Genomic DNA, 25,999 nt, shown 5'->3' with positions numbered 1-25,999 from the left:
CAGGTGCTGGTCACAGCTACGTATGTAGATGGTACGGAGTGTGATTACCTAGCAGAGGCGGTATATACGGCAGAGAGCGCACCGGTGTTTGAGGCGATTGTACTAGAACCTTCTTTTAACAGTAGCGGATTGTACACGGTAGAGGTGATAAACATCACAGGCGTAGATCCTACCTCTGAGTATGAGTTTGCACTAGATGATGGGCCGTTCCAGAGTAGTACAACTTTTACAAATGTGACTCCGGGGACGCACACCATTTTTGGGAGACTAGCAAGTGGTAACTGTTCGATCTCTGAGTTTGAGATAGGGATTATCGATTACCCTCGTTTCTTTACACCTAATGCAGATGGTTTTCACGATACGTGGAATATCATAGGGCTAGGGGTAGATCCTAACCTGAATGCGAAGATCTTTATCTTTGATAGATACGGGAAGCTCTTAAAACAACTGAGTCCTACAAGCCCAGGATGGGACGGTACCTTTAATGGCCAACCGATGCCGAGTAACGACTACTGGTTTAGAGTAGAGTTTACAGAGGTAGATGACCTAGGGACACAGAGAACGGTTAATGGTCACTTTACGTTGAAGCGATAAGAAATATATAAAACCGATTATTAAAAGCTCTCAGTATTTAATACTGAGAGCTTTTTTAGTTATGGTATGAGGTGTAAATTATAATCTAGTCGCGGAGTAATTCGATTGTTGTGATACTGATTTGGCAATGTGCAATGAAAGTTAGCAGCGATTATTTTTTTGCGTGAGGGATAGTAGTGGTTACCCTGCAGTGTTGTGGAGCGATAGCGTAGCATCACGAAGCGTATGAACGTATAGCCCGGTCACTATACTTGAAGAATGAAATGATGAAAGAATAGGGGCACGCCCTAGAAGGAAGAAAGAGACTATCTAAAAAGTTCCCAATCTAGTTTTACAGAAAATACGTTAGAATATATAGCAGCGCTCTGATCACCTATGTCTGTGAGTGCATAATCTACGTGAATGCCTTTGTACTTAAAACCTACGCCTATATTAGGCTGGAAGCCCACTGTAGTACTATTATCTAGTGCTGTGAGTTCTTGAAAATTACCTATACCTGCTCGCACATACACCAGCTCTGCATAACCAAATTCAAGGCCTAGGGCAGGAGTAGCACTTACAGACGAGCTAGAGATGATATCATTAGTTTGAGTAAATCTAAAATTCATATCCAGTTCTGCTCTTAAGGAGTAGTCGTAATGGAAAATCCACTGTCTACCCATACCTATTTGAAGTTTTGGGATGGTGATTTCTGTTTTTTCTGGAAGTTCTTGATTTTGCCCTTCTACGGCATCGCTTATGGTAGCAAACTGCTCTTCATCTATGCTCCACGCATTTACGGTAGTGGTAATATCACGCGCCATAAGTCCAAAATCCCAGTCGCCTCTCTTAAATTGTAGTCCCACATCAAGGCCAAAACCCCAACTATTTGCAAAGTCGCCTATCACACGACGTACCACCTTTGCATTCACCCCTAGATTTAAACCATCTAGTGGCAGCGCGCGTGCATAAGAGACCGTAAAGGCATAGTCCGCAGTAGAAAATAAGCTTATACGATTGTAATCTATATTACCTTGATCATCTATGAGCTGTGTGGTGTTTAAAATATCGTCTACCCCAAACCTTATGATAGAAATACCTACGGCACTTTTATCATCTAGTGGTTTTGCAAAGCCTATGTAGTCGTAGTTTGCAATGTTTGCAAAGTAAGAAGCGTGCATTAAAGAGATCTGGTTATCTTCTAGATTCACTAGCCCTGCAGGATTCCAGTAGCCCGCATTTACATCACTTGTACTTGCCACAACCGCATTACTCATACCAAGAGCGGCAGCGTCTACACCAATATTCAAAAACTCATTTGAGTATGAACGTACCGCTTGAGAAGCAGCAGTCATTGTAATAAGTATAGATAGTATGGTAAGCGATTTTTTCAATAGCAGGATTTGTGAGACAAATATCTCACTTTTAGTACACATTGTAAACAATAAAACCGTCTAGATATTGCCTGTAGTCACATTAGTATAGATATCTTCCCTATTTTTACCGAAAATTATAAAATGTCTATAAAGAGTTACGTACCTAATGCCATCACAATGGGCAACCTTTTAAGCGGTTGTGTCGCAGTCGTATTTGCTGTAAATGACAGGCTTGAACTTGCTGCAATATTTGTAGCTCTTGGGATTTTCTTTGATTTTTTTGATGGATTTTTTGCGCGTATTCTCAATGCCTCTAGTGAGGTAGGATTGCAACTAGACTCACTGGCAGATATGGTGACTAGTGGTGTAGTGCCTGGTGTGGTGATGTATCAACTGCTAGAAGATGCTAGCGGTATCCCTTGGGGAGCGGCACTTGAAGAGCAGCACTTTCACTTAGGGTATATAGGCTTTGCAATAACGATGGCTTCGGCATATAGGCTAGCAAAATTTAATGTAGATGATCGTCAGACTAATTCTTTTATAGGACTTCCTACGCCTGCAAATACCTTATTTATACTAAGCTTGCCGCTTATAATAATGTTTGAGGAGTACGCTTTCGCGAAAGCGTTATTAGAAAACCCATATGTCCTTATATTACTTACCGCATTAAGTTGTTTTATGCTCAATGCAGAACTTCCTTTATTTGCGTTGAAGTTTAAAAACTGGTCTTTTGGCCAAAATAAAGTGCGCTACTTATTCTTACTAGCCAGTGTATTATTACTGGTGTTCTTTCAATTTTTAGGAGTTCCTCTTATTATTATCTTATACATTCTTCTTTCCTTAGTTTTTAGGGAGCAATCATAGGTCTAGCTTATTTCAAGCTATTATCTTTGTGAAAAATTTGAACACAATGGATAATCAAGAAATAAGAAATCTCGAGCCAAAAGCACTCTGGAATAAATTTGCCGATCTTAATGCCGTACCACGACCTTCTAAAAAGGAGGAACGTGTGATTGCGTTTATGAAAGATTTTGGGACTAAGCTTGGCCTAGAAACGATAGAGGATGAAGTAGGGAATGTGATCATAAGAAAACCAGCTACTGCAGGTCACGAAGATAAAAAGATGATTGTGATGCAGTCACACCTTGATATGGTGCATCAAAAAAATAATGATACCGAGTTTGATTTTGACAATCAAGGTATTGAGATGTATGTAGATGGTGACTGGGTACGTGCAAAAGGCACTACACTAGGAGCAGATAATGGTCTTGGAGTGGCAACCATAATGGCTGTGCTTGAAAGTACTACCATAGAGCATCCTGCTATTGAGGCGCTTTTTACAATAGATGAAGAGACTGGGATGACAGGAGCAATGGGTCTTAAAGGAGGAATTCTTAAAGGCGATATCTTACTTAACCTTGATACAGAAGAAGATGATGAGATAGGTGTAGGTTGTGCAGGTGGTGTAGATATCACGGCTACACGTACCTATACAGAAGAGGGACTAGATGACGGTCTTGTAGGTTATGAAGTAAAAGTGGCAGGTCTTAACGGAGGTCACTCTGGGATGGATATTATAAAAGGCCTAGGTAATGCAAATAAGATGATGAACCGTCTGTTATACAATGCCGCAGAAAATTTTGAAATACGTATATCTAGTATAGATGGCGGTAGTTTGCGTAACGCGATACCAAGAGAAAGCGTAGCTATCATAGCTGTAGACGAAAATCAGAAAGCTGCTTTTGAAGCAGATTTTACAGATATGGCGGCAGCAATACACGGTGAATATGCTTCACTAGAAAAAGAGCTAGAGCTTTCTATCAAGCAAATAGATCTAGATGATAATGTGATGAGTCTTGAGTCACAAGCACAGTTGCTCAAAGCTATCTACGCGGCACATAATGGTGTGTACAGAATGAGTCCAGATATAGCAGACCTAGTAGAGACATCAAATAACATAGCAAGAGTTATAGTAAAAGATGGAAGTATAAAAATAGGATGTCTTACTCGTTCATCTGTAGATAGCTCTAAAGATGATCTTGCAAATACACTTACAGCTACTTTTGAGCTTGCAGGTTTTGATGTAGCGCTTTCTGGAGATTATCCAGGATGGGCGCCTAATATGGATAGTGCCATTTTAAAAGTGCTTGAAGCAAAGTATAAAGAAATAAATAATGAAGCTCCGCACGTAGCTGCTTGTCACGCAGGATTAGAGTGTGGTATTTTAGGTCAAAACTATCCTGAGATGGATATGATATCCTTTGGGCCTACTATAAAAGGAGCGCACTCTCCAGATGAGAGAGCAAGTATTTCAAGTGCTCAGAAGTACTGGGATTTTGTTATTGAGATATTAGAGGATATACCAGTGGCTTAGTAGGTTACTTGTGTTTATATATAAAAAGGGAGTCATAATTATGACTCCCTTTTTTATGCTTGTAAGATTTATGCTTACTTAACAATTTCTAATAATTCTATTTCAAAAACTAAGTCAGACTTAGGAGGTATAGCTCCTGGATAACCTTGTTCTCCGTATCCTAAGTGATAAGGGATAAACAATGTTGCTTTGTCACCTACAGACATTTTTTGGAGTCCTTCCTTAAAACCAGCTATGAGTCTAGCTTCTGGACTGTATACAGTCTCTAGCGGGTTGTATTGCCCTACGGCTTTACGACGCTCGTCTAGTTTATTGTTTTTCTCTGCGATTTCTGCACTACTTGTGTCAAAAAGTTCTCCCGTTGTAAAATACCCAGCGTACTCAACTTTAACTTTTTGTCCTGTATTAGGTTGTACACCTCTTCCTTTTTTGTCAAAGAAGATGGCAAGACCACTTGGTAAATCTTCTGCCTTGTCTCTTTTTGCAAAGATTTCGGTTTTCTTTCCTGCAAATTGTTTTGCTCTTTCTGCAGCTTCTGCTACTTTTCTATCTTCAAAAGCAGCTAGTTCTTTTGTAAATGTTTCTGCAGCGTTATAATTTTTTACAGCGCTACCTTTACGTATGATGTTTACTTCTTGAATATAAACAGGGTCTTTAGGTTTTCCTGCCCTTGGATCATTCATAGATACACCAGCGATAGCATCTACCACTTTAAGACCATCTACTACCTGCCCCCATACTGTATGACAGCTTACGCGTGGGTTCTCACAGTTTTTAAGATCGCCATTTGCATCATACCCATCAAGGTGTGGTGTTGCTTTATGAGTGATAAAAAACTGACTACCGTTTGTGCCGTAACCAGAGTTTGCCATAGAGAGTGTCCCTACAGAGTCGTGACGACGCTCTGGAGATAACTCGTCAAAGAATTTGTAACCTGGCCCGCCAGAACCTGTTCCTTGTGGGTCACCACCTTGTATCATAAAGTCCTTTATAATTCTATGAAAGGTAAGACCATTGTAAAAAGGCTTCCCAGCATAAGCACTATCTACTAGAGGGTGTGTACCCTCTGCTAGTGCAACAAAATTTGCTACAGTAGCTGGAGCATCTTCATAATAAAGCTCTGCAACGATGGTTCCCTTATCTGTTACAATCTCTGCATACAGACCATCGTTTAGATCTGGATACTTGTCGTTGCAAGAGAAAAGTGATAAAATGACTGCAATTAATAACATACCTGTTTTTTTCATTGTTAATGATTTACTTAATCGTTTGATTGGTTTTTAATTTCTAGCAAAGTAACGGTACTACGCACCGGAGTATTGCTGGGCACTCTATTTTCAACACCATAATAGCCATAAGCTTTATGGCTAGGAAAAAGAAAAGTTACTGTCTCTCCTTCTTTCATAAGTTTAAGACCTTCTCTTATACCAGAAATGAGGTCTTGATTGCTTTGGTCTATTTGAGTAACCGTATTACCTATCTCTTCTTGAGATACAAGTACCTTGCCATTTATAGCGGCAATATTGTAATTAAATAATACGAGGTCTCCTACCTGAGGTGTAGGTTTTGATAAGGTGTCTTTTTGTACGTATGTATACCAAAAACCACTAGCCGAACTTTGATAATCATTTATGGTATCAGACTCAATAACTTTTTTTAAAGCTTTCTCTTCTTGAGCAACACGTTCTATATTACGGGTGATAGTTTTTGTCTTAACATAAGACCCAGACTTTTGAGTAACTGGCCTTCTTGCTACAGTTTCTGAACAAGAGATGGTAAGCAGTGCTATACAAAGTATTACAAATATGTATCTCATTATGTTAACTGTTCTTTATACGTAGGTAATAATGCTTTAAACTGCGCTACGGTTTCTTCAAGAGATTCATCACTTTTACCTCCCGCTGCATTTGTATGTCCTCCACCGTGGTAATGTGCTCTTGCAAGTTCATTTACAGAAAAATCACCTTTAGAACGCAGTGACATTTTAATGATACGATCTGCTTTATTTTCTATAAATATAACGGCAAATATAATGCCCTCTAGTGAAAGACAGTAATTTACAAACCCCTCTGTATCTCCTTTTTGAAATTTATGATCATCTAGTTCCTTTTGTGATATGGTGATGTATGCCGTACGATATTCACGTAAGACTACAAGATTGCTTAGTGCAACGCCTAGTAGTTGCAGTCTAGACTCACTATTAGTGTCATAAATGTTTTGATGTATCTGGTCATTATTTGCTCCTTTCTTAATAAGGGCTGCAATTACCTCGTGTGTTGTAGCTGTGGTAGACGGAAATCTAAAAGATCCCGTATCTGTCATAATACCTGTATACAGACAGCTAGCCATATCTGCAGTAATCACATCCTCATCGCCTAGTGATTTTATAAAGTGATATACCATCTCACACGTACTACTCATACTTGTGTCACTATAGGTTACAGCCGCATAAGTGTCTGGCTGCTGGTGATGGTCTATCATTATAAAGGGAGCACTTACTTTATCTAGTTCTGCCTCAAGGTCGCCTGCACGAGAGAAGTGGTTAAAGTCTAGTGTAAAAATAAGATCTGCTGTTGTGATAGCTTTTCTCGCATTGCCTGTATTTGAGGTGTAAAATAATACATCACTATCTCCCGGAAGCCATTTTAAAAAATGTGGATACTCATTAGGAGCAACGACTACAGCCTCGTGTCCCTTTTTATTAAGGTATGCTGCAAGGGCAAGTGTGCTTCCCATAGCATCTCCATCTGGGTTTTTGTGGGGTATAATGGCAATTTTTGTTGAGTTAGAAAGTAACTCTTTTGTGGTTGTGATTTGCGTAGGATTCATAGATAGCGAAGATACAATTTCTCTTGTGCTTGTTTTCTGCTTGTGATTAATTATTTGGGATTTTAGGTAGTTGTAAACTTAATATTGTGATAACATTAAAAATCGGTATTTTTGCACGCGATTTCAAGAAGGTATTTACGCTTTCGCGAAAACAAATAAGTTATTCTCACATATGTGAGGGTTTTTGACAACACAAATTGCTTAGGCACATAAACGTACAGCCTTTGCAGAAAATGAAAGATATGACAAATAGAACTTTTACAATGATTAAGCCTGATGGCGTTGAGAATGGACACATCGGAGCAATTTTAGAAAAAATCACTGCTAGTGGTTTCCGTATCGTAGCGATGAAGCTTACTCAAATGACAAAGGCAGATGCTGAGACGTTTTATGCTGTACACAATGAGCGTCCATTCTTTGGAGAGCTTGTAGAGTTTATGACACGCGGACCTATCGTTGCAGCGGTACTTGAAAAAGAAAACGCAGTAGCAGATTTCCGTACTTTAATAGGAGCTACTAACCCTGCAGATGCTGCCGAAGGTACTATACGTGCACTTTATGCAACTTCTATGGGAGAAAATGCAGTACACGGTTCTGATAGTGATGAGAATGCAGCTATAGAAAGTGCTTTTCACTTTGCTGGACGTGAGATGTTTTAATTGCTAGCGCAGTTACAAACTACCATATAAGGTGTTTTACACCATACTTTAAAAGCCTCTCTATAAACGAGAGGCTTTTTTTGTGCCTTGATTTTTTTGCGTTAAGGATAGCAGCGGTTACCCCACAGGAGTGCAGCAAGTGGAGGGACGACACTTGTGTAGCGACGAGGAGTATGAGCGTATAGCCTGCCTCGTAGAGGAACGCCCAAAAGTGTCAAAACAACTTCATAACTGTGGGTTATAGAACGATAAAAATGAGATTTACAACGTTTGAAATTGCGTTAATGTATATCTATTAATGTAATAGCAAATAAATTAATTAATTATAGCTATTTTTGCACCGCCAAAAACACGGCATTAATACAACCTATTATGGACATAAGGAATATCGCGATTATCGCCCACGTAGACCACGGTAAAACAACCCTGGTAGACAAAATTATGTATCACTGTGAGCTTTTTAGAGAAAATGAGTCTAAAGGTGAGCTTATATTAGATAACAATGACCTGGAGCGTGAGCGCGGGATTACTATTACTTCAAAAAACGTTTCTGTAACCTACAAGGGTACTAAGATTAATATCATTGATACTCCTGGTCACGCCGATTTTGGTGGAGAGGTAGAGCGTGTTTTAAATATGGCAGATGGTGTGTGTCTACTTGTAGATGCCTTTGAAGGACCTATGCCACAAACACGTTTTGTATTACAGAAGGCAATAGACCTTGGTCTTAAGCCTTGTGTGGTTGTAAATAAAGTAGATAAAGAAAACTGTACTCCAGAGGAGGTACACGAGAAGGTTTTTGACCTTATGTTTGAACTAGGTGCCGAAGAGTGGCAACTAGACTTCCCTACTGTATACGGAAGTGCAAAAAATAACTGGATGTCTGACGACTGGCAGAAGGAAACAGACTCTATCGAGCCATTATTAGAAATGGTGATGGAGCACATCCCAGTACCAGAAACTAAAGAAGGAAACACACAGATGCTTATCACATCTCTAGACTTCTCTTCTTTTACAGGGCGTATCGCAATAGGACGTCTTAACCGTGGTGAGCTTAAAGAAGGTATGCAAGTATCTCTTGTAAAGCGCGATGGTACTATCAAGAAAACTCGTATCAAAGAACTTCACACTTTTGACGGTTTAGGTCGTATTAAAGTAGAGTCAGTACAAGCAGGTGATATCTGTGCGATTGTAGGTCTTGAAGGATTTGAGATAGGTGATACTGTAGCAGATTTTGAAAACCCAGAAGGTCTTGCAACGATTGATATTGATGAGCCTACAATGAGTATGTTATTCTCTATTAACGATTCTCCTTTCTTTGGAAAAGACGGAAAATTTGTAACATCACGTCACATTAAAGATCGTCTTACTAAAGAACTAGAAAAGAACCTTGCCCTACGTGTAAACGATACAGATAGTGCAGATAAGTTCTTAGTATATGGTCGTGGGGTAATGCACCTTTCTGTACTTATCGAGACAATGCGTCGCGAGGGGTATGAATTACAGATAGGACAGCCTCAAGTAATTATAAAAGAAATAGACGGTGTAAAATGTGAGCCGGTAGAAGAGCTTACTATTGACCTTCCAGAAAATGTTTCTGGTCGTGCAGTAGAGTTTGTAACAATGCGTAAAGGTGAGATGCTTTCTATGGAAGCAAAAGGTGAGCGTATGATTATAGAATTCTTAATCCCATCACGTGGTATTATAGGATTACGTAACCAACTTCTTACTGCTACTGCTGGAGAAGCAATTATGGCACACCGCTTTAAAGAATACCAGCCTTTTAAAGGTGATATCCCTGGACGTATTTCTGGATCACTTGTATCTATGGAAAACGGTACAGCTATCCCTTACTCTATAGATAAACTTCAAGATCGTGGTAAGTTTTTCGTATCACCAGGTGAAGATATCTATGAAGGTCAAGTAATAGGTGAAAACTCTCGTCAGGATGATATGAATATCAATATCACAAAAGCAAAGAAGCAGTCTAACGTACGTTCTTCTGGAGCAGATGATAAGGCTAAGATTGTACCTGCAATTAAGTTCTCACTAGAGGAAGCACTAGAATATATTCAGAAAGATGAGTATGTAGAGGTAACTCCTAATCACTTAAGACTACGTAAGATTTACTTAAAAGAAGTAGACCGTAAGCGTAACAAGATTGCTTAAGGATTTAGTATTCTTATAAATCATAAACCCCGCTTTATAAGAGTGGGGTTTTTTTATGCGCTTTCGCGAAAGCGTAATTTAATCTCTTACCATATCCTATAGAATTAAAAATAGTTTTACTTTTATTGAAATATCCTAAAACTCGCAACCAAACTATCTATACTGTAAAAAAATATCAATCCGCAGATGTCCAGCGCTGGAACAAATTTGTAGCACAGGCAAAAAATGCGACCTTTCTACACGACCGTTCCTTTATGGAGTATCACAGCGATAGGTTTACAGATTACTCGCTGCTGGTTTATAAAGGTGAAAAACTTATTGCGCTCCTTCCGGCTAATGCAGACGGGAATGATCTATACAGTCATCAGGGATTAACGTATGGTGGTATTTTGCTTTCGCGAAAGCAAAAACTACAAGATGTCATAGCAATTACTCAAGAAATATTAAAGTATGCGCAGCAGCAAGGCTTCATATCTTTATATCTAAAACAGCTTCCCACGTTTTATGCGGTGATGCCCAGTGATGAGTTTGAGTATATCGCACAATTACTTAGTGCTAGCTGTTACCGGGTAGATACTGCGTCTGTGATAAATTACAGGAATAAATTATCCATACAATCTAATCGTATGGAAGGAGTAAAAAAAGCAGACAGAGCAGGTCTGGTTATAAAAGAGGAAGTAGGTTTTGACAACTTTTGGAACGAGATACTCGTACCTAACCTAAAGCAAAAACATCAATCACAACCCACACATACACTAGAGGAAATAAAAAAGCTACAAGCTTCTTTTCCAGAAAACATAAGGCAGTTTAATGTCTACCATAATAATACGATAGTAGGAGGAGCAACTATATTCGAGACTAAAACCACGGCACACGTTCAATATATTTCGGCAGGAGAGAATAAGCAGGAGTTAGGAACGCTAGACTTCTTGTTTTATGAGCTCATAGAGCAAACCTTTGTACATAAAGACTATTTTGATTTTGGTATTTCAAACGAAGAGGGCGGCACAAAACTCAATAGTGGCTTATCTTACTGGAAAGAATGTTTTGGAGCACGTACCCACGTTCACAAATTCTATAAAGTTGCCGTACAGAATCATTCACTACTTAAAGATGTCTTGATATGATTCCAATTTTAGACTTAAAAGAGATAAACGCACCTTATGAAAAGGAGCTTAAAAATAAGTTCGATTCTTTTTTAGAGAAGGGATGGTACATTCTGGGCAACGAGGTGACTGCTTTTCAAAAAGAGTACGCGGCTTACTGTGGCACTCAATTTTGTATAGGTACAGCAAATGGTCTTGACGCCTTGAGACTCATTCTAGAAGGCTATAAAATACTAGGTAAACTACAAGTGGGCGATGAGGTGCTTGTTGCGAGTAACACCTATATCGCAACCATCATTGGTGTTAAACAAGCGGGATTAATACCTATACTAGTTGAGGCAAATCTTGATACATTCAACTTTGATTATAGCGATTTAGAACAGAAGCTCACGTCAAAGACAAGAGTGATTATGCCTACACATTTGTATGGCAGACTTACAGATATGGATAGGGTTAACGCTTTCGCGAAAGCGTACAACCTACTCACCGTTACAGATTGTGCACAATCACACGGGGCAATTACAGCTTCTGGTAAGCGCAGTGGCTCTCTGGCAGATGCGAGCGGTCATAGCTTTTACCCCACAAAAAATCTAGGTGCTCTAGGTGATGCGGGAGCAATCACCACAAATGACAAAGCGCTAGCCGAAGTTGTAGAAAAATATAGAAATTACGGTTTTAAAGAGCGTTATGTCGCACAATATACTGGAGTAAATAGCCGCCTCGACGAACTGCAGGCTGCTTTTTTGAGAATAAAACTTAGAGATCTAGACACGCAGAACAGTAAGCGTATTGCGATTGCAAAGCAATATCTTGAAGGGATAAATAATGAACACATTATTTTGCCACAATGGTCTGAGGGTAAGGATCACGTCTGGCATCTATTTGTAGTGCGCTGTGCACAGAGGGATGCGTTACAAGAACATCTCAAGGCAAATGGTATCGCAACGATTATACATTATCCTGTGCCTCCACACAAGCAAGAGGCTTTACAAGAGCTTGCATCTATGTCCTTACCGGTTTGCGAGCAGTTGCATAGTGAGGTGCTCAGTTTACCTATCAGTCCATCGCTTGCTAAAACGGAGATTACCCAGATTATAAAAGCCATAAACGACTTTAAATGCTAGGTAAACTACGTAGCGGCATTGCAAATAATCTTTTACTTAAGATTACTTCTTTTAATGCAATAAGTGTGGGCTTACAAATACTGGGAGGCCTTATCACGTCAAAGCTTATCGCTATTTACCTGGGAGAACGCGGTATGGCATTGCTGGGTTATTTGCGCAATTTTATGACTACCACGCAAGCGGCCGGTAATCTAGGTTTGTCTAACGGTATAGTAAAGTATATTGCTACAGGTGATGAGGAGCGTCATCCATTATCAAAGTTATTGTCTACTGCTGTCATCGTTAGTTTTATTGCTACCATAATTGTTTCGACGATTTTATATGTAGGGGCTGCTTATTTTAATACTCAGATTTTTGGCGATGGGGCACAGTACACATATGTGTTTAAATGGCTGGCAATAGCGCTACCTTTTATAACACTTAACGGAATTTTGCTGGCTGTTATTAATGGGCAGTCGGCTTATAAGAAGGTGGTGAAGATTCAAATCTTTTCTAACTTGATAGGTCTTGCCATAACTATCTTAAGCATCATATACTATGGTGTACAAGGAGCACTAGTTGCGCTTGTTGTTAGTCCGGCGGTGATACTAGTGATTACGCTAGTTGCTTTAGGAAAAGAAGGTAGCGTATTGAAAAACATCTCATTCTCAAAATTTGACACAGGCGCTTTGCGCAAACTAGGGTCTTACACGCTTATGGCCTTATTCTCTATGATTGTGTTACCGCTTGTATATATCGCGATACGTAGAGAAATAGGAGAGGGAGCTGGTTACTGGGATGCTATGACGCGTGTGTCAGATTACTATTTTAAGTTTGTAGCGACATTAATGACCCTATATATTTTGCCTCAATTATCAAAAGCCACCACAAGCAGTGCTTTTAGAAAAGAGATTTTCGGGTTTTATAAAACCATCTTACCCCTGTTTGGGCTCGGGTTGTTGCTTATTTATTTTTTGCGTTCATTTATTGTTCAGTTATTATTTACTGAAGATTTTATGCCTATGACCTCATTGTTTAAATGGCAGTTGCTAGGAGATTTTTTTAAGGTTGCCTCACTAGTGATAGGCTACCAAATTATTGCCAAAAATAATCTCAAATTATTCCTCATTACCGAGGTGATCTCCCTAGTTATAATCTATACTTCTGGAATATACTTTGTACAAAATTTTGGTGCAGAGGGTGCTACAATGGGACATTGTTTAAGTTATTTTATGCATTTATTGGTATTACTGTTTATCTTTCGGGAACCGCTTTTTACAAAAACGAATGAGTAGCCTAGGTAACATATTGCAATCATTTAGAATCTGGAAGTACAAGTTGCTCTCACAGACTACCTATGTAGACGGCAAACCTATGCTTTATCAACCCGCACAACTTAATGGGAAGGGTGTGATACGCTTTCGCGAAAGCGTACAAATAGGTGTCATTAATTCTCCATCATTTTACAATACCTATGCTTATATAGAGGCAAGAAAGGAGGGAAGTGAGATTGTTTTTGGGAACAACGTTGCGATAAATAATAATTTTTGCGCCATAGCAAACGAAGGAACGATTGTGATAGGAGATGATACAACAATAGGGCTTAATTGCTCCATTTATAATTGTAATTTTCACAGTCTTGACCCCACCAGACGCCGAACCGATGCTGGACCAAGTGCCGCAGTAACGATAGGTAAAAACGTTTTTATAGGCAATAATGTGAGCATCTGGAAAGGTGTGTCCATAGGTGATAATGCCGTGATTGCTGCTGGAAGCGTTGTGACATCCTCGGTAGCTGCGGGAGTTACATTCTTTTAGTTAGGTAGCTTGCCAGGTCTTAAGATATTGCTGGGCGACTTTTGTGTAGTGGTGATGGGTTTTTATAAAGTGATGTGCGTTCTCACTTATCTCTTCAAGAAGCGCAGGTGACGCTATGAGCTTTTCTAGATTTGCCACAATTTCATTTACATCTGGTGTCGCATCTATTGCCACCGTTTTATCTAATTGATATTGTGCTTTAAAATGCGGGCCAGCACCAGTAAAGACCACCTTACCTTTTGCCATAGACTCCAGCGCATTGTAACCTTGATCGTGGGCATAAACTTGATCTAGCACAATATGTGCTTTATTGTAAGCGGTAATATATTCATCATACGGTAGATTTTCTGTGGTGATGATGTTTACTTTTTCGTTGTACTTCTTGTTTATAATAGCAAGCGCTTGCTCAAAAAGGTCATTTCCTTTTTTGTAATAGTTATTTCTATTAATCCCGTGGAAGATGGTAATAGGATACGTAAATGCAATCTCCTGCTTAGGTATCTTATCTATGTTAATAGGGTTTGGGATGAGCCCTTTGTATAAACGATGAATTTTAAGAGGGAAATGATAATCAAGATCTGTAGCAATCACACCATCTACAAGCTTATATAGTGCCGTGTGTAATTTTTTATAAGCGGGTGCTAGGTACTTAAGTGCTGGGGCAAACGATGTTTTTGTGAGTTTACCCTCCATATAAGGTGTGGCAATTGTGTATGGCAGTTCGTCTGTAAAAGCGTGGGTAACACTTATGTGATCTGTACCGCAAGAGAGGAGAAAGAGTTTTTTATTATGCGCCTTGAGATACTTTGCTATCTCAAGTTCTAATGACGGTGTGGTGTTAAAACTAGACTCGTTAATAAGTTGCACCACGTCATAACCAGAAAGTTGAGGTTTTAATTTTGTAAAGTGGTTATGCAGTGATTTTTCTGAAATATCAATGCCGGCTAATTTAAGAATGCTCAGTTTTAGCTTCTTTTTCCAGCCAGAGGTGTAACCTCTTTCTAGTGTAATGTCTACGGGAAACTTTTTAAAACCATCACCAGAACCCACAAGGGTAACCTCGTGACCTAATGCGGTGAGACCTTCTTTGAGAGAATTATGAAGTCGGCTGTATTCGCCTACGAGTAAGATGCGCATTGATTATATTTGGTAAACAAAAACTCCTTCTGTTGCCGAAAGATACTCATAAAAAAATTGCACTTGTTACAATCTCCCTATCTGGGGGTGGTGCAGAGCGGTCTACGGCATTTTTATCACAAGTACTCACAGGTCTTGGGCATACGGTACATATCATCTGTATAAGAGATGGAGTTTCTTATCCCTATGAAGGGACATTATTTAATCTAGGCGCAGATAAGCGTAAGGACGACGGCCTAGTAACAAAGTATAAGCACCTCAAAAGATTAAAGAATTACTTACATAATGAGCAGTTTGATCTTGTTATAGATAGCAGGTCTCGATCTTCTGCCTTAAAAGAATGGGTATACATAAAGTACATTTATAAAGCCCAAAGGATACTTTATATGGTGCGAAGTGCTCGATTAGAAACATATTTTCCAGCACCAGATATGCTTGCAAAATGGTTTTATGGTAAGAGTCACTTTGTAGGAGTTTCAAAAAGTATTGCTGCAAGAATTAAAGCGAGATACGGCTTTAAACATATTCACCAGGTGTATAATCCTATACCAAAAATGACTTTTGGCAAGAGCAATGTAAGTCTTCCAGAGACGTATCTTTTAGGGTATGGACGACTGGTAGATGATGTGAAGAACTTTAGTTTGATGATTTCCGCTTTCGCGAAAGCGAACTTAAAACTACCTCTCGTGATTATGGGAGATGGTCCAGATGCCAAAAAGCTAGCAACACTCTCAAAATCTCTTGGAATAAATGATAAAGTCATCTTTATAGGGTATCAATCTAATCCCGCGCCTGTAGTGGAGCGAGCCTTGTGCACCTTACTCACTAGTCATTACGAAGGCTTCCCAATGGTACTTGTAGAGTCACTAGCGCTAGGTACTCCGGTTATAAGTGTGGATTGTGACTCAGGACCAAAAGAGATTGTGCAAAACGGTATAAACGGTATGCTAGTAGCAAATTATGATGAGGTGGCTTTAAGTACCGCCATTCGTACATTTGTGCTAGATGGCGAGCTTGCTAGTAGATGTGAGAAAAATGCGCAAAAAAGTGTAAAACATCTAGCCGCAGAACACATTGCTCTAGACTGGAAAAAATTACTAGATAGCTTATGAAAAACCTTATTGAAATACCAAGAATTACAGACCCTAGAGGTAATCTAGCCGTGATAGAAAAAGAGGTGTTACCTTATGCTATTAAGCGTGTTTATTATCTACACGATGTGCCTAGTGGAGCATATAGAGGAGGTCACGCTCATAAGGAGTGTAAGGAGTTGCTCATTGCTGTAAGTGGGAGTTTTGAAGTAGTGCTTGATAATGGAAAAGAAAAGGAGCGTGTAATGCTTAATAAGCCAAATCAAGGTTTACTCATAGATGTAAATATCTGGCGAGAGTTAGAAAACTTTTCTTCTGGAGCAGTATGTCTCGTGCTGGCATCTCACGAGTATGACGAAGATGACTATATACGTAACTATGAGAATTACAAGTCCCTAAAAAGCTGAGAATTTGAGTCCAGCTCTTTCAAGCAAGCTTTGACTCTTAAAAGCAAGACGTAAGGCGTAGGTGGGTAGACTTAATAAAAACCGTTGTTTATTATTAAGGTTATTTATATCAAGATGCTCTAGATAGGTATTTACTTCTTTCTCTTGACCCCAAAGTCGCGCTCTTATGATGAGCGAGTACCTATTGAGATCTATGAATCTTTTGAGGCCTTTGTTTGTTTTTTCTTCTTCTAAATATGCTAGATAGTCTGGTCTATCTTTTACATAGCGAGTTCCTTTATAAAGGCTTTGTGGAGCATAGCGATAGGTTGCACACGCTTTTGTGCTAAAGGCTATTCTGTATTGTAAACCTATGCGTATCCACAAGTCGGTATCTTGACCGCTTTTTATCTTTTCATTAAAATAGCCTACATCCTCACATACAGAACGGTGAAAAACTGTTGAGCTGCTTGTAAGAAGTGTGTTTTTATAACTGCTTGTAAAGTAATCAAGGTCTAGAAAAGGTTTGTTGTCTGGATTTTCAAAGCTATAACTGTTAGGTCTTGTTGAGTTTTTATATTCCTTAAGCACGGCTGTTGCAAATACATAGTGCTCGGGATATACATTAATAAGAGCTGTGATTTCTGCTAGGTAGGAGGGAGCCCATAAATCATCACCATCTAGCAGTGCGATAAACGATCCTCTGGCAGATTTTATGCCTATGTTGCGTGCAGCACCTGCTCCTACATTTTCTGCAAGCGGGAGATATGTAAGTTTTTCTGAGGCTATAGATTTTATGACAGTATCACTACCATCTGTAGAGCCATCGTTTACTACTATAATCTCAAAGTCTTGAATGCTTTGATTTAGTACACTCTCTATGGTCTCCTTTACAAAAGAGGCTTTGTTATATACTGTAATGACCACAGAGAATTTAGGCATTTTTTCGACTTTTTATATAGTAGTTGAGCCTGAATAAGTCAAATAGAAATAACGAAGGTCTATTACTCACGATGTTGTTTTGTATGCCTAATTTAAAGAGACTAAAAATTGTAGGATATACAAAGTCTAGACGGAGTTTTTTTAATTTTTGATACGCTTGTTGTAGTGATGTGAAGTCTCTGCTTACACTCCCGCTACGCTCATAATGTATGAGTGTGTCAATAGCCTGTAGTGACTTGTCTAGAAATATCAAATTCTCTTCAAGACCCGTATGTACAATAGGATTATCTATGTGTAAAACAGTAATTTTTTGATGATAAATCTGGTAAGAGAATATATTGTCAAGTCCGTAGCGCCTGCTCTCTACAATGTTTAGATTAAAGAATATTTCTTTTTTTACAAGTATATTTTGAGAGATAATATACGATGGGTTTTCCATTCGTATTTTGGCATTTTTTGCCTCTCGTTTTATACCGTATTTCCAGCGTAGCTCTTTGTTTTTTGGTGGTACGTCTATATATGAAGTACCACCTACTATGATAGAGTCATCGCTTGGTAATGCTGTCAGGTAGTTTTTGATGAATTGATCGTTATCTATAAGCACATCTGCATCAAGAAAGAGAAGCCAGTCATACTGTGCGTTTTTGGCAAGCTTTGACCGTGTGGCTGTTCTTCCTAGGTTGGTTTTATTTATAAGTGCTTGAACGTAGGGTTGTGCGGTGAGTGCACTATTTTGCTCTTGGTATAAGGTTGAGGCATCCTCACAAAAAATAAGTTCATAGACTACTCCTGCCTCTCGTGTCTGATCAAGAAGTGATGTGACAAGTGCAGTAATGTCTGTATTATATGTAGGGATAAGAATGGAAAGCATACCTGCAAACGAAAATACAATATTAAGATGATGTATGACTACGCTTATAAAAACGATAGCCGGTAGCTTGTTTTGATAAAAAGATTATACTGTCTTCTGTACAACCTCAAAAACCTTGTTACCGTCACACTTTAATGTCTTAGAAGGGTATTTAAGTAAAAGTGCATAGTCGTGTGTTGCCATAAGGATGGTATTGCCGTTTTTATTAATCTCCTGCAATACTTCCATAACCTCTACACTTGTTTGTGGGTCTAGGTTACCTGTAGGCTCATCTGCCAGAATAAGTTCTGGGTCATTAAGCAAAGCACGAGCAATGGCGATACGTTGCTGCTCACCTCCAGATAGCTGGTAAGGATATTTAAAGCCTTTACTTTTCATCCCTACTTTATCAAGAACGGCATCTATTTTTGCCTCCATAGCTGTTTTATCTTTCCAGCCGGTAGCCTTGAGTACAAATTTTAAATTATCTATTACCGTACGGTCATTAAGCAATTTAAAATCTTGAAAAACAACGCCCAGTTTACGACGTAAGAAAGGAATATTCTTTTCTTTAAGTCCGTTAAGGTCTACGCCTACTATGTTTCCTTTACCCTCTGTAAGTGGGAGGTCACCGTAAAGCGTTTTCATAAAACTACTTTTTCCAGATCCCGTTTTACCTATGAGGTACACAAAGTCACCTGGCTCTATGGTAACATTTACTTCAGAGAGAATGAGGTTTTCTCGTTGGTAAATTGCGGCGTGTGATAATTGAAGTACGGGTTGTGACATAAGTTTTGGTCTGAGTTTCAAAGTAACGGAATTTAGATGAAAGTGTTTTATGACCTTCTAAAAATTTCTTTAAGTATCTCAGTTATATGATGCTCAGCGCTATTTTGAGCTATTAAACAAGATTGTTAAAAACCCTTTTTACAACTTCACATAATTAACAAAGATTTAGGTCGTTATCTTACTGTAAGAAAGATAACTTTGAACAGGCTAGAAAAGGGCGTTTTTACGCTTTCGCGAAAGCGTAATTCTTCCCACATAACATCAATAAAACAACTCATAACTATGCACAAAATCAAGTACGTACTTGTTGCATTATTTTTATACACCAGTATTGCGGTAGGGCAACAATCTGCAATTTATACAAATGACCTCGCTCAGTTTAATAAAGCACTGTCGTTATACAATAGCAAGCAGTACCTAGCATCTCAAACACTTTTTGAAGAAGTAAAAGCACAAACTGATGATACAACAGTACAAGGTGACTGTGCTTATTATATTGCAAATGCCGCTGTGAGACTTAACCAGCAAGGAGCAGATAATTTGATGCTTGCTTTTGTGACAGAGTACCCTACAAGTACAAAACGCAATAGTGCTTTTCTAGACGTAGCGCAGTATTATTTTGAAAATGGCAAATTTGCTTATGCACGTAAATGGTATGATCGTGTAGATGAGGCAACGCTCACAGAGGGAGAGAAGGAGACTTTTTACTTTAATAATGGGTATGCTTATTTTAAGAGTAAGCGTTTTGACGAAGCAAAAAAATACTTAAATCGTGTGCGCGATTCTCAAAAATACGGGGCACAGGCTAAGTATTATATCGGTTTTATGGCATATGAGGGGGATGACTATGAGCAGGCAAATGAACTTTTTGATGAGGTAGAAGCAGAGAGTGGTGGTGCATATAATGAAGACCTTGCCTATTTTAAAGCAGACCTCAATTTTAAACTAGGAAAATTTGACCAAGCCATCTCAGAAGGTAAATCTCAGCTCGCAAATGCAAACCCAAAAGAGAAGTCTGAGCTTAACAAAATAATAGGTGAGAGTTACTTTAACCAGAATAAATACAGCGAGGCATTACCATATCTTAAAGAGTATAAAGGTAAACGCGGGAAGTGGAATAATACAGATTACTACCAGCTAGGATATGCTTATTACAGGCAAGGAGATTATGCGAGCGCTGTAAATGAGTTTAATAAAATTATAGACGGTAATAACAGCGTTGCACAAAATGCTTACTATCACCTTGCACAATCGTACATAAAGCTTGATAAAAAACAAGAGGCACTTAACGCATTTAAAAATGCGAGTGAGATGGACTATAATGAGACTATAAAAGAAGACAGTGGTCTCAATTATGCAAAGCTTAGCTATGAGATAGGTAATGCATATAAGCCTACACCTACTGTTATAGCAGATTATATGGAGGCGTACCCAAAATCTCCAGCAAAAAGCGAGCTAGAGTCATTACTTATAGATTCTTACATCACCTCAAAAAACTATAAGGAGGCAATGCAATTGCTTGAGAGCAATAACAGCTTTGATAACAAGAAAGCTTACCAGAAGGTAGCCTTCTTATATGGGCTTGATTTATATAACGAAGGAAAATTTCCAGAGGCTAGCGCAGCCTTTACAAAGTCGCTTAAAGAACCACAAGATCCATTATACGTTACAAGAGCAACCTACTGGAAAGCAGAGAGCGATTATATTGCAAATGATTTTAAGGAAGCCATCATAGGGTACAAACAGTTTTTGGGAAGCAGTAATGCTGCCAGTACTCCAGAATATGGTGATATAAACTACAACCTGGCCTACGCATATTTTTCTGATAAAAATTATGAGCAAGCAGCCAGCTATTTTGAAAATTATACAAAAGGAAATGTACAAGATAGAGCACGACTTAATGACGCCTTTCTTCGTCTGGGAGATAGTCGCTTTATAAGCAGTAAGTACTGGCCAGCGCTAGAGGCATATAATAGTGCGATTGCACTTAATGAGACAGATCAAGATTATGCGACTTTTCAAAAGTCTATGAGCTACGGTTTTATAAAAAAGAATAGTGACAAGATAGCGGGTCTTAAAAGTTTTGCAACTAAGTTCCCGAGATCTACCTATCGTGATGACGCTTTATACGAGCTAGGTAATATGTATGTCTCACAAAATAATAATGACCAGGCCATTGCGGCTTATGATAAACTTGTAAGGGATCTACCGGGAAGCTCATACGTGTCAAAAGCACTGCTCAAAAAAGCACTTATTCTTGATAATAACAATAACTCAGATGAGGCGTTGCGTATACTACGTGGCGTTGCGGCAGATTATCCTGGTACGCCAGAAGCACTACAAGCAGTGACTACTGCAAAGCTTATTTATATAGACCTAGGTCGTGTAGATGAGTACGGCCAGTGGGTAAGCACGCTAGATTTTATAGATGTTGAAGATGCAGAGCTAGATGATGCTGCATATGCCTCTGCAGAGAAGCAGTATGTAGAAAATAATATAAACCAGGCATCACGACTCTTTGAGGAGTACCTTACTAATTATCCTAATGGTCAGCACGCGTTACAAGCTCATTTTTATGTAGGTCAGATCGCTTTCGCGAAAGCGGAATACCAACAAACCATACCACACTACAAGTTTGTAATAGACAAAGAGCGTAGCGAGTTTACAGAGCAGGCACTGGCAAGACTGGGACAAGTATACCTTACTGCCGAAAATTATGTAGAAGCCATCCCAGTATTACAAAGACTAGAAAGAGAAGCAGACTTCCCACAAAACATCATTTTTGCACAATCTAACCTTATGAAATCATACTATGAGGGCGATGATTATAATCAAGCGGTAATCTATGCTTCAAAAGTGCTAGCAAACTCAAAAATAGACAACACTGTAAAAAGTGATGCTCAAATTATTATTGCACGTTCTTCTATAAAAACAGGAGATGAGGTAAGAGCAAAAACAGCCTATGCAGAGGTGCAAAAAATTGCAACAGGTTCTCTAGCGGCAGAGGCTTTGTATTATGATGCTTATTTTAAAAATAAAGCAACAAGCTATGAAGCGTCTAACGTTGCTGTTCAAAAACTAGCAAAAGATTATAGTGGTTACAAAGAGTATGGAGCAAAGGGTCTTGTTCTTATGGCAAAAAACTTTTATGCGCTAGGTGATGCTTATCAAGCTACTTATATACTTGAGAGTGTAATCACAAACTTTGCAGATTATCCAGAAACGGTAGAAGAAGCACAAACGCAACTTGCTATTATAAAAGAGGCAGAGGCAAGAACAAATGCTTCGGTAGAGAAAGGATAATAGTAGTAGTACAATATATATTTAAACACGTTAGTCTAACAACGTAAAAAATAAAACACATTTTATGAATAGTTCATTTCATACATCATATAAACTTATAGTTGCTGTGATAGCACTTCTAGCTGTGCAAGTAAGTTATGCTCAAGAAGAAGAGTCTACTATAGGTACAGAAGTGGTAAATGTGGTAAAGGCATACACGCCTACCATACGCGACGCTTTTAAGGTAAAGGCTACGCCGCAGCTTAACGACTCTATTACTACAGCAAAGAAAAAAGTGACTTACAGTATCTTTTCTGTACCTGTAGCGAGTACGTTTACACCAGCAAAAGGTAAGGCGGCTGTTGTAAAAAAAGCAAAAAAAGAAAAGTTATATGATAACTACGCAACCTTAGGTTTTGGAAGTTTTACATCTGTACTAGCAGAGTTTTACAGCAATTTTCAAATAAGCCGTACAGAAGATTTTGGAGTATTTTTAAATCATAACTCTTCACAAGGAGGCATAGATGGTACTGTGGTAGACGATTTCTTTTACGATAGTCGTCTCAATCTCAATTATGGAGCAAGAGAGCGTGATCTTACTTGGCGTGCAGATCTAGATGCTAAGCATCAAGTGTATAACTGGTATGGTATACCGGAGGAGCTTAAGGAATTACAAGGCCCAGCAGATGGTCCTTTATTTACAGAAGATTTTGATGTAACACATTCATATCTCACAGCTGGTCTTAATGGTTCTATAAGTCTTAAAGATTCTTTCTTTAAGGAGGCTACGGGAATGGTGCGTTATTTTGGTGATGACCTAGAGAGTACAGAGCTTAGAGCAGTGGTAGCACCTACGGTTGAGTTTCCTATAGCAGGTGAGTTAATTACAACAAAACTGTCTGTAGATTACCTGAGTGGTTCTTTTGCAAATAGCTTTGGTACCACAGGGACAGAGATTAACTATAGCTTTTTAAACGCAGGTATTAACCCAAGTCTAGTAATTCTAAGAGATGACCTAGAGGTAAAGCTAGGGGTAGAAGGTGTTGTATCTCTTGATACAGAAAATAGTGAGACAGACTTCTTTATTTACCCAAAAATCGCTGCATCTTATAGAGTAGCGGGCGATTACTTTATTGCTTATGGAGGACTTGAAGGAGGTCTTATACAGAATAACTACCACGACTTTGCTCAAGAAAACCCTTTTATATCACCTACACTTATAGTAGCCCCTACAAATAAGCAGTATGATGGATTTTTAGGTATGAAAGGAAAACTCTCTGAAGCCCTAAGTTATAACTTACGTGCTAGCTACGCATCAGAGAGTGGGAAGGCGCTATACCAGCATAACCCTTACTCGCAGAGTGGTAACAACTTTGGGCAAAATGGCTATGAGAATGGAAACTCTTTTGGTATCGTCTATGATGATGTTAATACATTAGGTGTTTTTGCAGAGCTTAACTTTGATGTAAATGCAAATTTTAAAATGAAGCTCAACGGGCAGTTTAACTCATATACTACAGATATAGAAGCAGAGGCTTGGAACCTTCCAGACCTACAAGCCTCATTATTTGCAGATTATCAGATTACAGAGCAATGGTTTGCTGGAGTAAACTTATTTTTTACAGGAGAGCGTCAGGATCTTGTATTTAGTCAAGACCCGGTAGATATATTAACGCCTAGCTCTATAGAAACATTAGAAAGCTATTTTGATGCAAATGCGCACGTAGGTTATCGCTTTAATAATCGTCTATCTGCCTTTGCTAGAGTTAATAACATACTAGATAGTAACTACCAGAAGTGGCTTAATTATGAAGTGCAAGGACTTCAAGGTATGGTAGGTGCTACTTATAAGTTTGATTTTTAGTAAAAATAACACCCATCACAAAGCAACCTTTCTCTAGTACCTGCATCCTTTATGTAAACCCTATATAATGAAAAGAATGTTAGGCATTGTTGCCTTGTTTATAGCTACTGTTTCTTGCAGTTCTGATTTAGATTCTGCTAGTCTTTCAGATTGTAGTCTTGTAGATTGTGCCTCTGGTAATTTACTATTACAATTTTTAGATAGTGAGACAGAAGAAGATGTGTTTTTTAACGGCACTTATAATCTTGAAGATGTAGTTATAACAGATCTAGAAACTAATGAGGATTTTGTATTCTTTACAGGTACCTCTCAAGAGTTTGAAACTGCACAAATAGCGCTTAATACTTTTTTTGAAAGTCGTAACAATGTGATGCTTCGTATAGCCGTGCCAGATGGCTTTGAGACTACCTTATCATTTGATGTGACATTTATAGAGGGAGAATGTTGTAATGTAAATAACTATACAGACGTATCATTTACAAATGTGACTAGCGTAGATGATAGTGATGGAGATCTCATATATAAAATATTCTTATAAAACACTTAGGTATGAAAAAGCTACTTGTTCTTATCATATTAAGTTTGTCACTAGTTACTTGCGACTCAGATGATCTAGATTGTGCAAACGTACTCTGTGCGCCAGGCCCAGCGATGGTAATAACCTTTTTTGATGCCGAAACTGGAGAGCAATTATACACAGATACAGATGGAGAAGCTCCAGAGGGATTTGCTGTAACCGTACAAAATGACTTAGAGCTTTTATATAACCAAGGTTACGTTTTTCAAAATGGAGAGCTTGTCATATATGTTTTTCCAGAGGTGGCTACCATCGTTCAAGAAGGTGTTTTTGATGTGACAATAAATGCAACAGTACAAACACAAGAATCTTCAGGGTGTTGCCCAGATTATAGCATAAGTAACATTAATTCTACAGGTGGGGATATTACCATAACACAATTACCAGAGTTGAGGTTGCGCATAGATTTTTAGAAAAAAATCGAAACTAAAAAACAAGAGGTTTTGTACATTAGTGCAAAACCTTTTTTCTTTTGAATAACACTTGGCACTGCGAGCTCTGTAACCACCAGCGTAAAAACCTAAAAGAAGGTTCTATTTGCAATCTTACAAAGCAAAAACCAGCCTTTAATCGTACCTGCTCAAAAAAACTGTTTTCTACAAAATTTAAGAACCAACTTAGAGAAGTAAACGTTGTTTATGAGCACGCTATAAAAGATAAATGGTGGAACTACAGCTATACTATAATATTTGGCTTGCTAGGTGTGGGAGTCACTTGTTTGGCTGCTTATTCTATAGTTTACATAAATGATCTTAATAATTCATTTCATTCATCAAGCTCTTATAGTTTAAGAATATACTTAATACCATTTATAATTTTTGGAATTGCCCTTAAGATTATATCACAAGCAATAGGGATGTACAATATGTACGTACTAAAATCTCGAGAGGCAAAACTTAAAAAAGATCGGGTAGATGCCGTGCTTGCTTTATATGGTATCACCTATGATATAGACGTACAACTACACTCTAATTATAGGTTTCCTCAAGATGCTCAAGTAGATTTACAAATTAATAATCTTAGGTAATCACTTATAACTTCTCTTTCGTATTTTTATGCTTTAAACCATATTTT

The 25,999-nt window shown here is 38.5% G+C and carries 24 protein-coding genes; 16 read left to right on the top strand and 8 right to left on the bottom strand.

From position 1 onward, the window contains the following. On the top strand, nucleotides 1-594 hold a 594-nt coding region (locus Q0948_RS14720), incomplete at its 5' end, for a T9SS type B sorting domain-containing protein (protein WP_298354387.1). Between the two features lie 305 nt (nucleotides 595-899). Here the strand turns inward: Q0948_RS14720 and Q0948_RS14715 are convergent. Further along, a complete protein-coding gene (locus Q0948_RS14715; RefSeq protein ID WP_298354405.1) occupies nucleotides 900-1,928 on the bottom strand; it encodes a PorV/PorQ family protein in 1,029 nt (342 codons plus the stop codon). Between the two features lie 162 nt (nucleotides 1,929-2,090). Here Q0948_RS14715 and Q0948_RS14710 point away from each other — a divergent pair, with 162 nt between their 5' ends. Continuing rightward, entirely contained in the window at nucleotides 2,091-2,813 is a 723-nt protein-coding gene (locus Q0948_RS14710) for a CDP-alcohol phosphatidyltransferase family protein (protein WP_298354384.1), read from the top strand. A 46-nt stretch (nucleotides 2,814-2,859) separates the two neighbouring features. Further along, on the top strand, nucleotides 2,860-4,323 hold the full coding sequence (locus Q0948_RS14705; RefSeq protein WP_298354381.1) for an aminoacyl-histidine dipeptidase: 1,464 nt from the start codon (nucleotides 2,860-2,862) through the stop codon (nucleotides 4,321-4,323). A gap of 74 nt (nucleotides 4,324-4,397) precedes the next feature. Here the strand turns inward: Q0948_RS14705 and Q0948_RS14700 are convergent, their stop codons facing one another. The 3 genes from Q0948_RS14700 to Q0948_RS14690 are packed head-to-tail and all read right to left on the bottom strand — an operon-like array spanning nucleotide 4,398 to nucleotide 7,152. Next, the gene (locus Q0948_RS14700) at nucleotides 4,398-5,570 is read right to left on the bottom strand and encodes a peptidylprolyl isomerase (RefSeq protein WP_298354376.1); all 1,173 of its coding nucleotides are present in this window, start codon (nucleotides 5,568-5,570) and stop codon (nucleotides 4,398-4,400) included. A 14-nt stretch (nucleotides 5,571-5,584) separates the two neighbouring features. After that, complete coding sequence (gldI, locus tag Q0948_RS14695; RefSeq protein ID WP_298354373.1) at nucleotides 5,585-6,139, bottom strand: gliding motility-associated peptidyl-prolyl isomerase GldI; 555 nt, start codon at nucleotides 6,137-6,139, stop codon at nucleotides 5,585-5,587. After that, entirely contained in the window at nucleotides 6,139-7,152 is a 1,014-nt protein-coding gene (locus tag Q0948_RS14690) for a bifunctional oligoribonuclease/PAP phosphatase NrnA (protein ID WP_298354370.1), read from the bottom strand. The genes gldI and Q0948_RS14690 overlap by 1 nt, the downstream gene beginning before the upstream one ends. Nucleotides 7,153-7,394: 242 nt before the next feature. Here Q0948_RS14690 and Q0948_RS14685 point away from each other — a divergent pair, with 242 nt between their 5' ends. From Q0948_RS14685 to Q0948_RS14660, 6 genes are all read left to right on the top strand, one after another. Beyond that, nucleotides 7,395-7,811, top strand: a complete 417-nt coding sequence (locus tag Q0948_RS14685) for a nucleoside-diphosphate kinase (RefSeq protein ID WP_035329086.1) — start codon at nucleotides 7,395-7,397, stop codon at nucleotides 7,809-7,811. Between the two features lie 372 nt (nucleotides 7,812-8,183). Further along, the gene (gene typA, locus Q0948_RS14680; protein ID WP_035328112.1) at nucleotides 8,184-9,980 is read left to right on the top strand and encodes a translational GTPase TypA; all 1,797 of its coding nucleotides are present in this window, start codon (nucleotides 8,184-8,186) and stop codon (nucleotides 9,978-9,980) included. A 125-nt stretch (nucleotides 9,981-10,105) separates the two neighbouring features. Continuing rightward, complete coding sequence (locus Q0948_RS14675) at nucleotides 10,106-11,107, top strand: GNAT family N-acetyltransferase (RefSeq protein WP_298354365.1); 1,002 nt, start codon at nucleotides 10,106-10,108, stop codon at nucleotides 11,105-11,107. Next, nucleotides 11,104-12,210, top strand: a complete 1,107-nt coding sequence (locus Q0948_RS14670) for a DegT/DnrJ/EryC1/StrS aminotransferase family protein (protein ID WP_298354362.1) — start codon at nucleotides 11,104-11,106, stop codon at nucleotides 12,208-12,210. The genes Q0948_RS14675 and Q0948_RS14670 overlap by 4 nt, the downstream gene beginning before the upstream one ends. Further along, nucleotides 12,204-13,484 (top strand): O-antigen translocase, encoded by a 1,281-nt coding sequence (locus Q0948_RS14665; RefSeq protein ID WP_298354359.1) that lies wholly within the window; start codon nucleotides 12,204-12,206, stop codon nucleotides 13,482-13,484. Before Q0948_RS14670 ends, Q0948_RS14665 begins: the two co-directional genes overlap by 7 nt. Then, nucleotides 13,477-14,007: a DapH/DapD/GlmU-related protein gene (locus tag Q0948_RS14660; RefSeq protein ID WP_298354356.1), complete on the top strand. Its 531-nt coding sequence runs from the start codon at nucleotides 13,477-13,479 to the stop codon at nucleotides 14,005-14,007. Before Q0948_RS14665 ends, Q0948_RS14660 begins: the two co-directional genes overlap by 8 nt. Here the strand turns inward: Q0948_RS14660 and Q0948_RS14655 are convergent, their stop codons facing one another. Then, the gene (locus Q0948_RS14655) at nucleotides 14,008-15,144 is read right to left on the bottom strand and encodes a glycosyltransferase (RefSeq protein WP_298354353.1); all 1,137 of its coding nucleotides are present in this window, start codon (nucleotides 15,142-15,144) and stop codon (nucleotides 14,008-14,010) included. A 32-nt stretch (nucleotides 15,145-15,176) separates the two neighbouring features. Between Q0948_RS14655 and Q0948_RS14650 the strand changes: the two genes are divergently transcribed. Both Q0948_RS14650 and Q0948_RS14645 read left to right on the top strand, forming a co-directional pair. Continuing rightward, complete coding sequence (locus Q0948_RS14650; RefSeq protein WP_298354350.1) at nucleotides 15,177-16,256, top strand: glycosyltransferase; 1,080 nt, start codon at nucleotides 15,177-15,179, stop codon at nucleotides 16,254-16,256. Then, nucleotides 16,253-16,642 carry an FdtA/QdtA family cupin domain-containing protein gene (locus Q0948_RS14645; RefSeq protein WP_298354347.1) on the top strand — a complete coding sequence of 130 codons (390 nt, stop codon included), beginning with the start codon at nucleotides 16,253-16,255 and terminating at the stop codon, nucleotides 16,640-16,642. The genes Q0948_RS14650 and Q0948_RS14645 overlap by 4 nt, the downstream gene beginning before the upstream one ends. On the opposite strand, the gene Q0948_RS14640 is transcribed toward Q0948_RS14645, so the two are convergent. From Q0948_RS14640 to Q0948_RS14630, 3 genes are all read right to left on the bottom strand, one after another. Beyond that, a complete protein-coding gene (locus Q0948_RS14640) occupies nucleotides 16,631-17,563 on the bottom strand; it encodes a glycosyltransferase family 2 protein (RefSeq protein ID WP_298354345.1) in 933 nt (310 codons plus the stop codon). The two genes, Q0948_RS14645 and Q0948_RS14640, sit on opposite strands and share 12 nt — an antisense overlap. Continuing rightward, entirely contained in the window at nucleotides 17,556-18,434 is an 879-nt protein-coding gene (locus Q0948_RS14635) for a glycosyltransferase (protein ID WP_298354342.1), read from the bottom strand. The genes Q0948_RS14640 and Q0948_RS14635 overlap by 8 nt, the downstream gene beginning before the upstream one ends. An 84-nt stretch (nucleotides 18,435-18,518) precedes the next feature. Beyond that, on the bottom strand, nucleotides 18,519-19,202 hold the full coding sequence (locus Q0948_RS14630) for an ATP-binding cassette domain-containing protein (protein WP_035329092.1): 684 nt from the start codon (nucleotides 19,200-19,202) through the stop codon (nucleotides 18,519-18,521). Between the two features lie 282 nt (nucleotides 19,203-19,484). Here Q0948_RS14630 and Q0948_RS14625 point away from each other — a divergent pair, with 282 nt between their 5' ends. The 5 genes from Q0948_RS14625 to Q0948_RS14605 all read left to right on the top strand — a co-directional run bounded on the left by Q0948_RS14625 (nucleotide 19,485) and on the right by Q0948_RS14605 (nucleotide 25,952). Then, a complete protein-coding gene (locus Q0948_RS14625; RefSeq protein WP_298354339.1) occupies nucleotides 19,485-22,505 on the top strand; it encodes a tetratricopeptide repeat protein in 3,021 nt (1,006 codons plus the stop codon). 64 nt (nucleotides 22,506-22,569) lie between these two features. Continuing rightward, nucleotides 22,570-24,348, top strand: a complete 1,779-nt coding sequence (locus Q0948_RS14620; protein ID WP_298354336.1) for a TonB-dependent receptor — start codon at nucleotides 22,570-22,572, stop codon at nucleotides 24,346-24,348. 67 nt (nucleotides 24,349-24,415) lie between these two features. Further along, nucleotides 24,416-24,886 carry a hypothetical protein gene (locus Q0948_RS14615; protein ID WP_298354333.1) on the top strand — a complete coding sequence of 157 codons (471 nt, stop codon included), beginning with the start codon at nucleotides 24,416-24,418 and terminating at the stop codon, nucleotides 24,884-24,886. 11 nt (nucleotides 24,887-24,897) lie between these two features. Then, a complete protein-coding gene (locus tag Q0948_RS14610; protein ID WP_298354330.1) occupies nucleotides 24,898-25,338 on the top strand; it encodes a hypothetical protein in 441 nt (146 codons plus the stop codon). 59 nt (nucleotides 25,339-25,397) lie between these two features. Beyond that, a complete protein-coding gene (locus Q0948_RS14605) occupies nucleotides 25,398-25,952 on the top strand; it encodes a hypothetical protein (protein ID WP_298354328.1) in 555 nt (184 codons plus the stop codon). The last annotated feature ends 47 nt before the right edge of the window (nucleotides 25,953-25,999 follow it).

Source organism: uncultured Dokdonia sp., from assembly GCF_947496725.1.
Classification (GTDB): domain Bacteria; phylum Bacteroidota; class Bacteroidia; order Flavobacteriales; family Flavobacteriaceae; genus Dokdonia.
The sequence above is the reverse complement of the archived record's forward strand: the minus strand, read 5'-3'. Positions and strand labels throughout refer to the sequence as shown.

What these genes read in the sequence shown, in the direction of transcription:
- Q0948_RS14715 (WP_298354405.1), bottom strand. Translation starts at nt 1,928, where the DNA reads ATGACTGCTGCTTCTCAAGCGGTACGTTCATACTCAAATGAGTTTTTG.
- Q0948_RS14710 (WP_298354384.1), top strand. Translation starts at nt 2,091, where the DNA reads ATGTCTATAAAGAGTTACGTACCTAATGCCATCACAATGGGCAACCTT.
- Q0948_RS14705 (WP_298354381.1), top strand. Translation starts at nt 2,860, where the DNA reads ATGGATAATCAAGAAATAAGAAATCTCGAGCCAAAAGCACTCTGGAAT.
- Q0948_RS14700 (WP_298354376.1), bottom strand. Translation starts at nt 5,570, where the DNA reads ATGAAAAAAACAGGTATGTTATTAATTGCAGTCATTTTATCACTTTTC.
- gldI (WP_298354373.1), bottom strand. Translation starts at nt 6,139, where the DNA reads ATGAGATACATATTTGTAATACTTTGTATAGCACTGCTTACCATCTCT.
- Q0948_RS14690 (WP_298354370.1), bottom strand. Translation starts at nt 7,152, where the DNA reads ATGAATCCTACGCAAATCACAACCACAAAAGAGTTACTTTCTAACTCA.
- Q0948_RS14685 (WP_035329086.1), top strand. Translation starts at nt 7,395, where the DNA reads ATGACAAATAGAACTTTTACAATGATTAAGCCTGATGGCGTTGAGAAT.
- typA (WP_035328112.1), top strand. Translation starts at nt 8,184, where the DNA reads ATGGACATAAGGAATATCGCGATTATCGCCCACGTAGACCACGGTAAA.
- Q0948_RS14670 (WP_298354362.1), top strand. Translation starts at nt 11,104, where the DNA reads ATGATTCCAATTTTAGACTTAAAAGAGATAAACGCACCTTATGAAAAG.
- Q0948_RS14665 (WP_298354359.1), top strand. Translation starts at nt 12,204, where the DNA reads ATGCTAGGTAAACTACGTAGCGGCATTGCAAATAATCTTTTACTTAAG.
- Q0948_RS14660 (WP_298354356.1), top strand. Translation starts at nt 13,477, where the DNA reads ATGAGTAGCCTAGGTAACATATTGCAATCATTTAGAATCTGGAAGTAC.
- Q0948_RS14655 (WP_298354353.1), bottom strand. Translation starts at nt 15,144, where the DNA reads ATGCGCATCTTACTCGTAGGCGAATACAGCCGACTTCATAATTCTCTC.
- Q0948_RS14645 (WP_298354347.1), top strand. Translation starts at nt 16,253, where the DNA reads ATGAAAAACCTTATTGAAATACCAAGAATTACAGACCCTAGAGGTAAT.
- Q0948_RS14640 (WP_298354345.1), bottom strand. Translation starts at nt 17,563, where the DNA reads ATGCCTAAATTCTCTGTGGTCATTACAGTATATAACAAAGCCTCTTTT.
- Q0948_RS14635 (WP_298354342.1), bottom strand. Translation starts at nt 18,434, where the DNA reads ATGCTTTCCATTCTTATCCCTACATATAATACAGACATTACTGCACTT.
- Q0948_RS14630 (WP_035329092.1), bottom strand. Translation starts at nt 19,202, where the DNA reads ATGTCACAACCCGTACTTCAATTATCACACGCCGCAATTTACCAACGA.
- Q0948_RS14625 (WP_298354339.1), top strand. Translation starts at nt 19,485, where the DNA reads ATGCACAAAATCAAGTACGTACTTGTTGCATTATTTTTATACACCAGT.
- Q0948_RS14620 (WP_298354336.1), top strand. Translation starts at nt 22,570, where the DNA reads ATGAATAGTTCATTTCATACATCATATAAACTTATAGTTGCTGTGATA.
- Q0948_RS14615 (WP_298354333.1), top strand. Translation starts at nt 24,416, where the DNA reads ATGAAAAGAATGTTAGGCATTGTTGCCTTGTTTATAGCTACTGTTTCT.
- Q0948_RS14610 (WP_298354330.1), top strand. Translation starts at nt 24,898, where the DNA reads ATGAAAAAGCTACTTGTTCTTATCATATTAAGTTTGTCACTAGTTACT.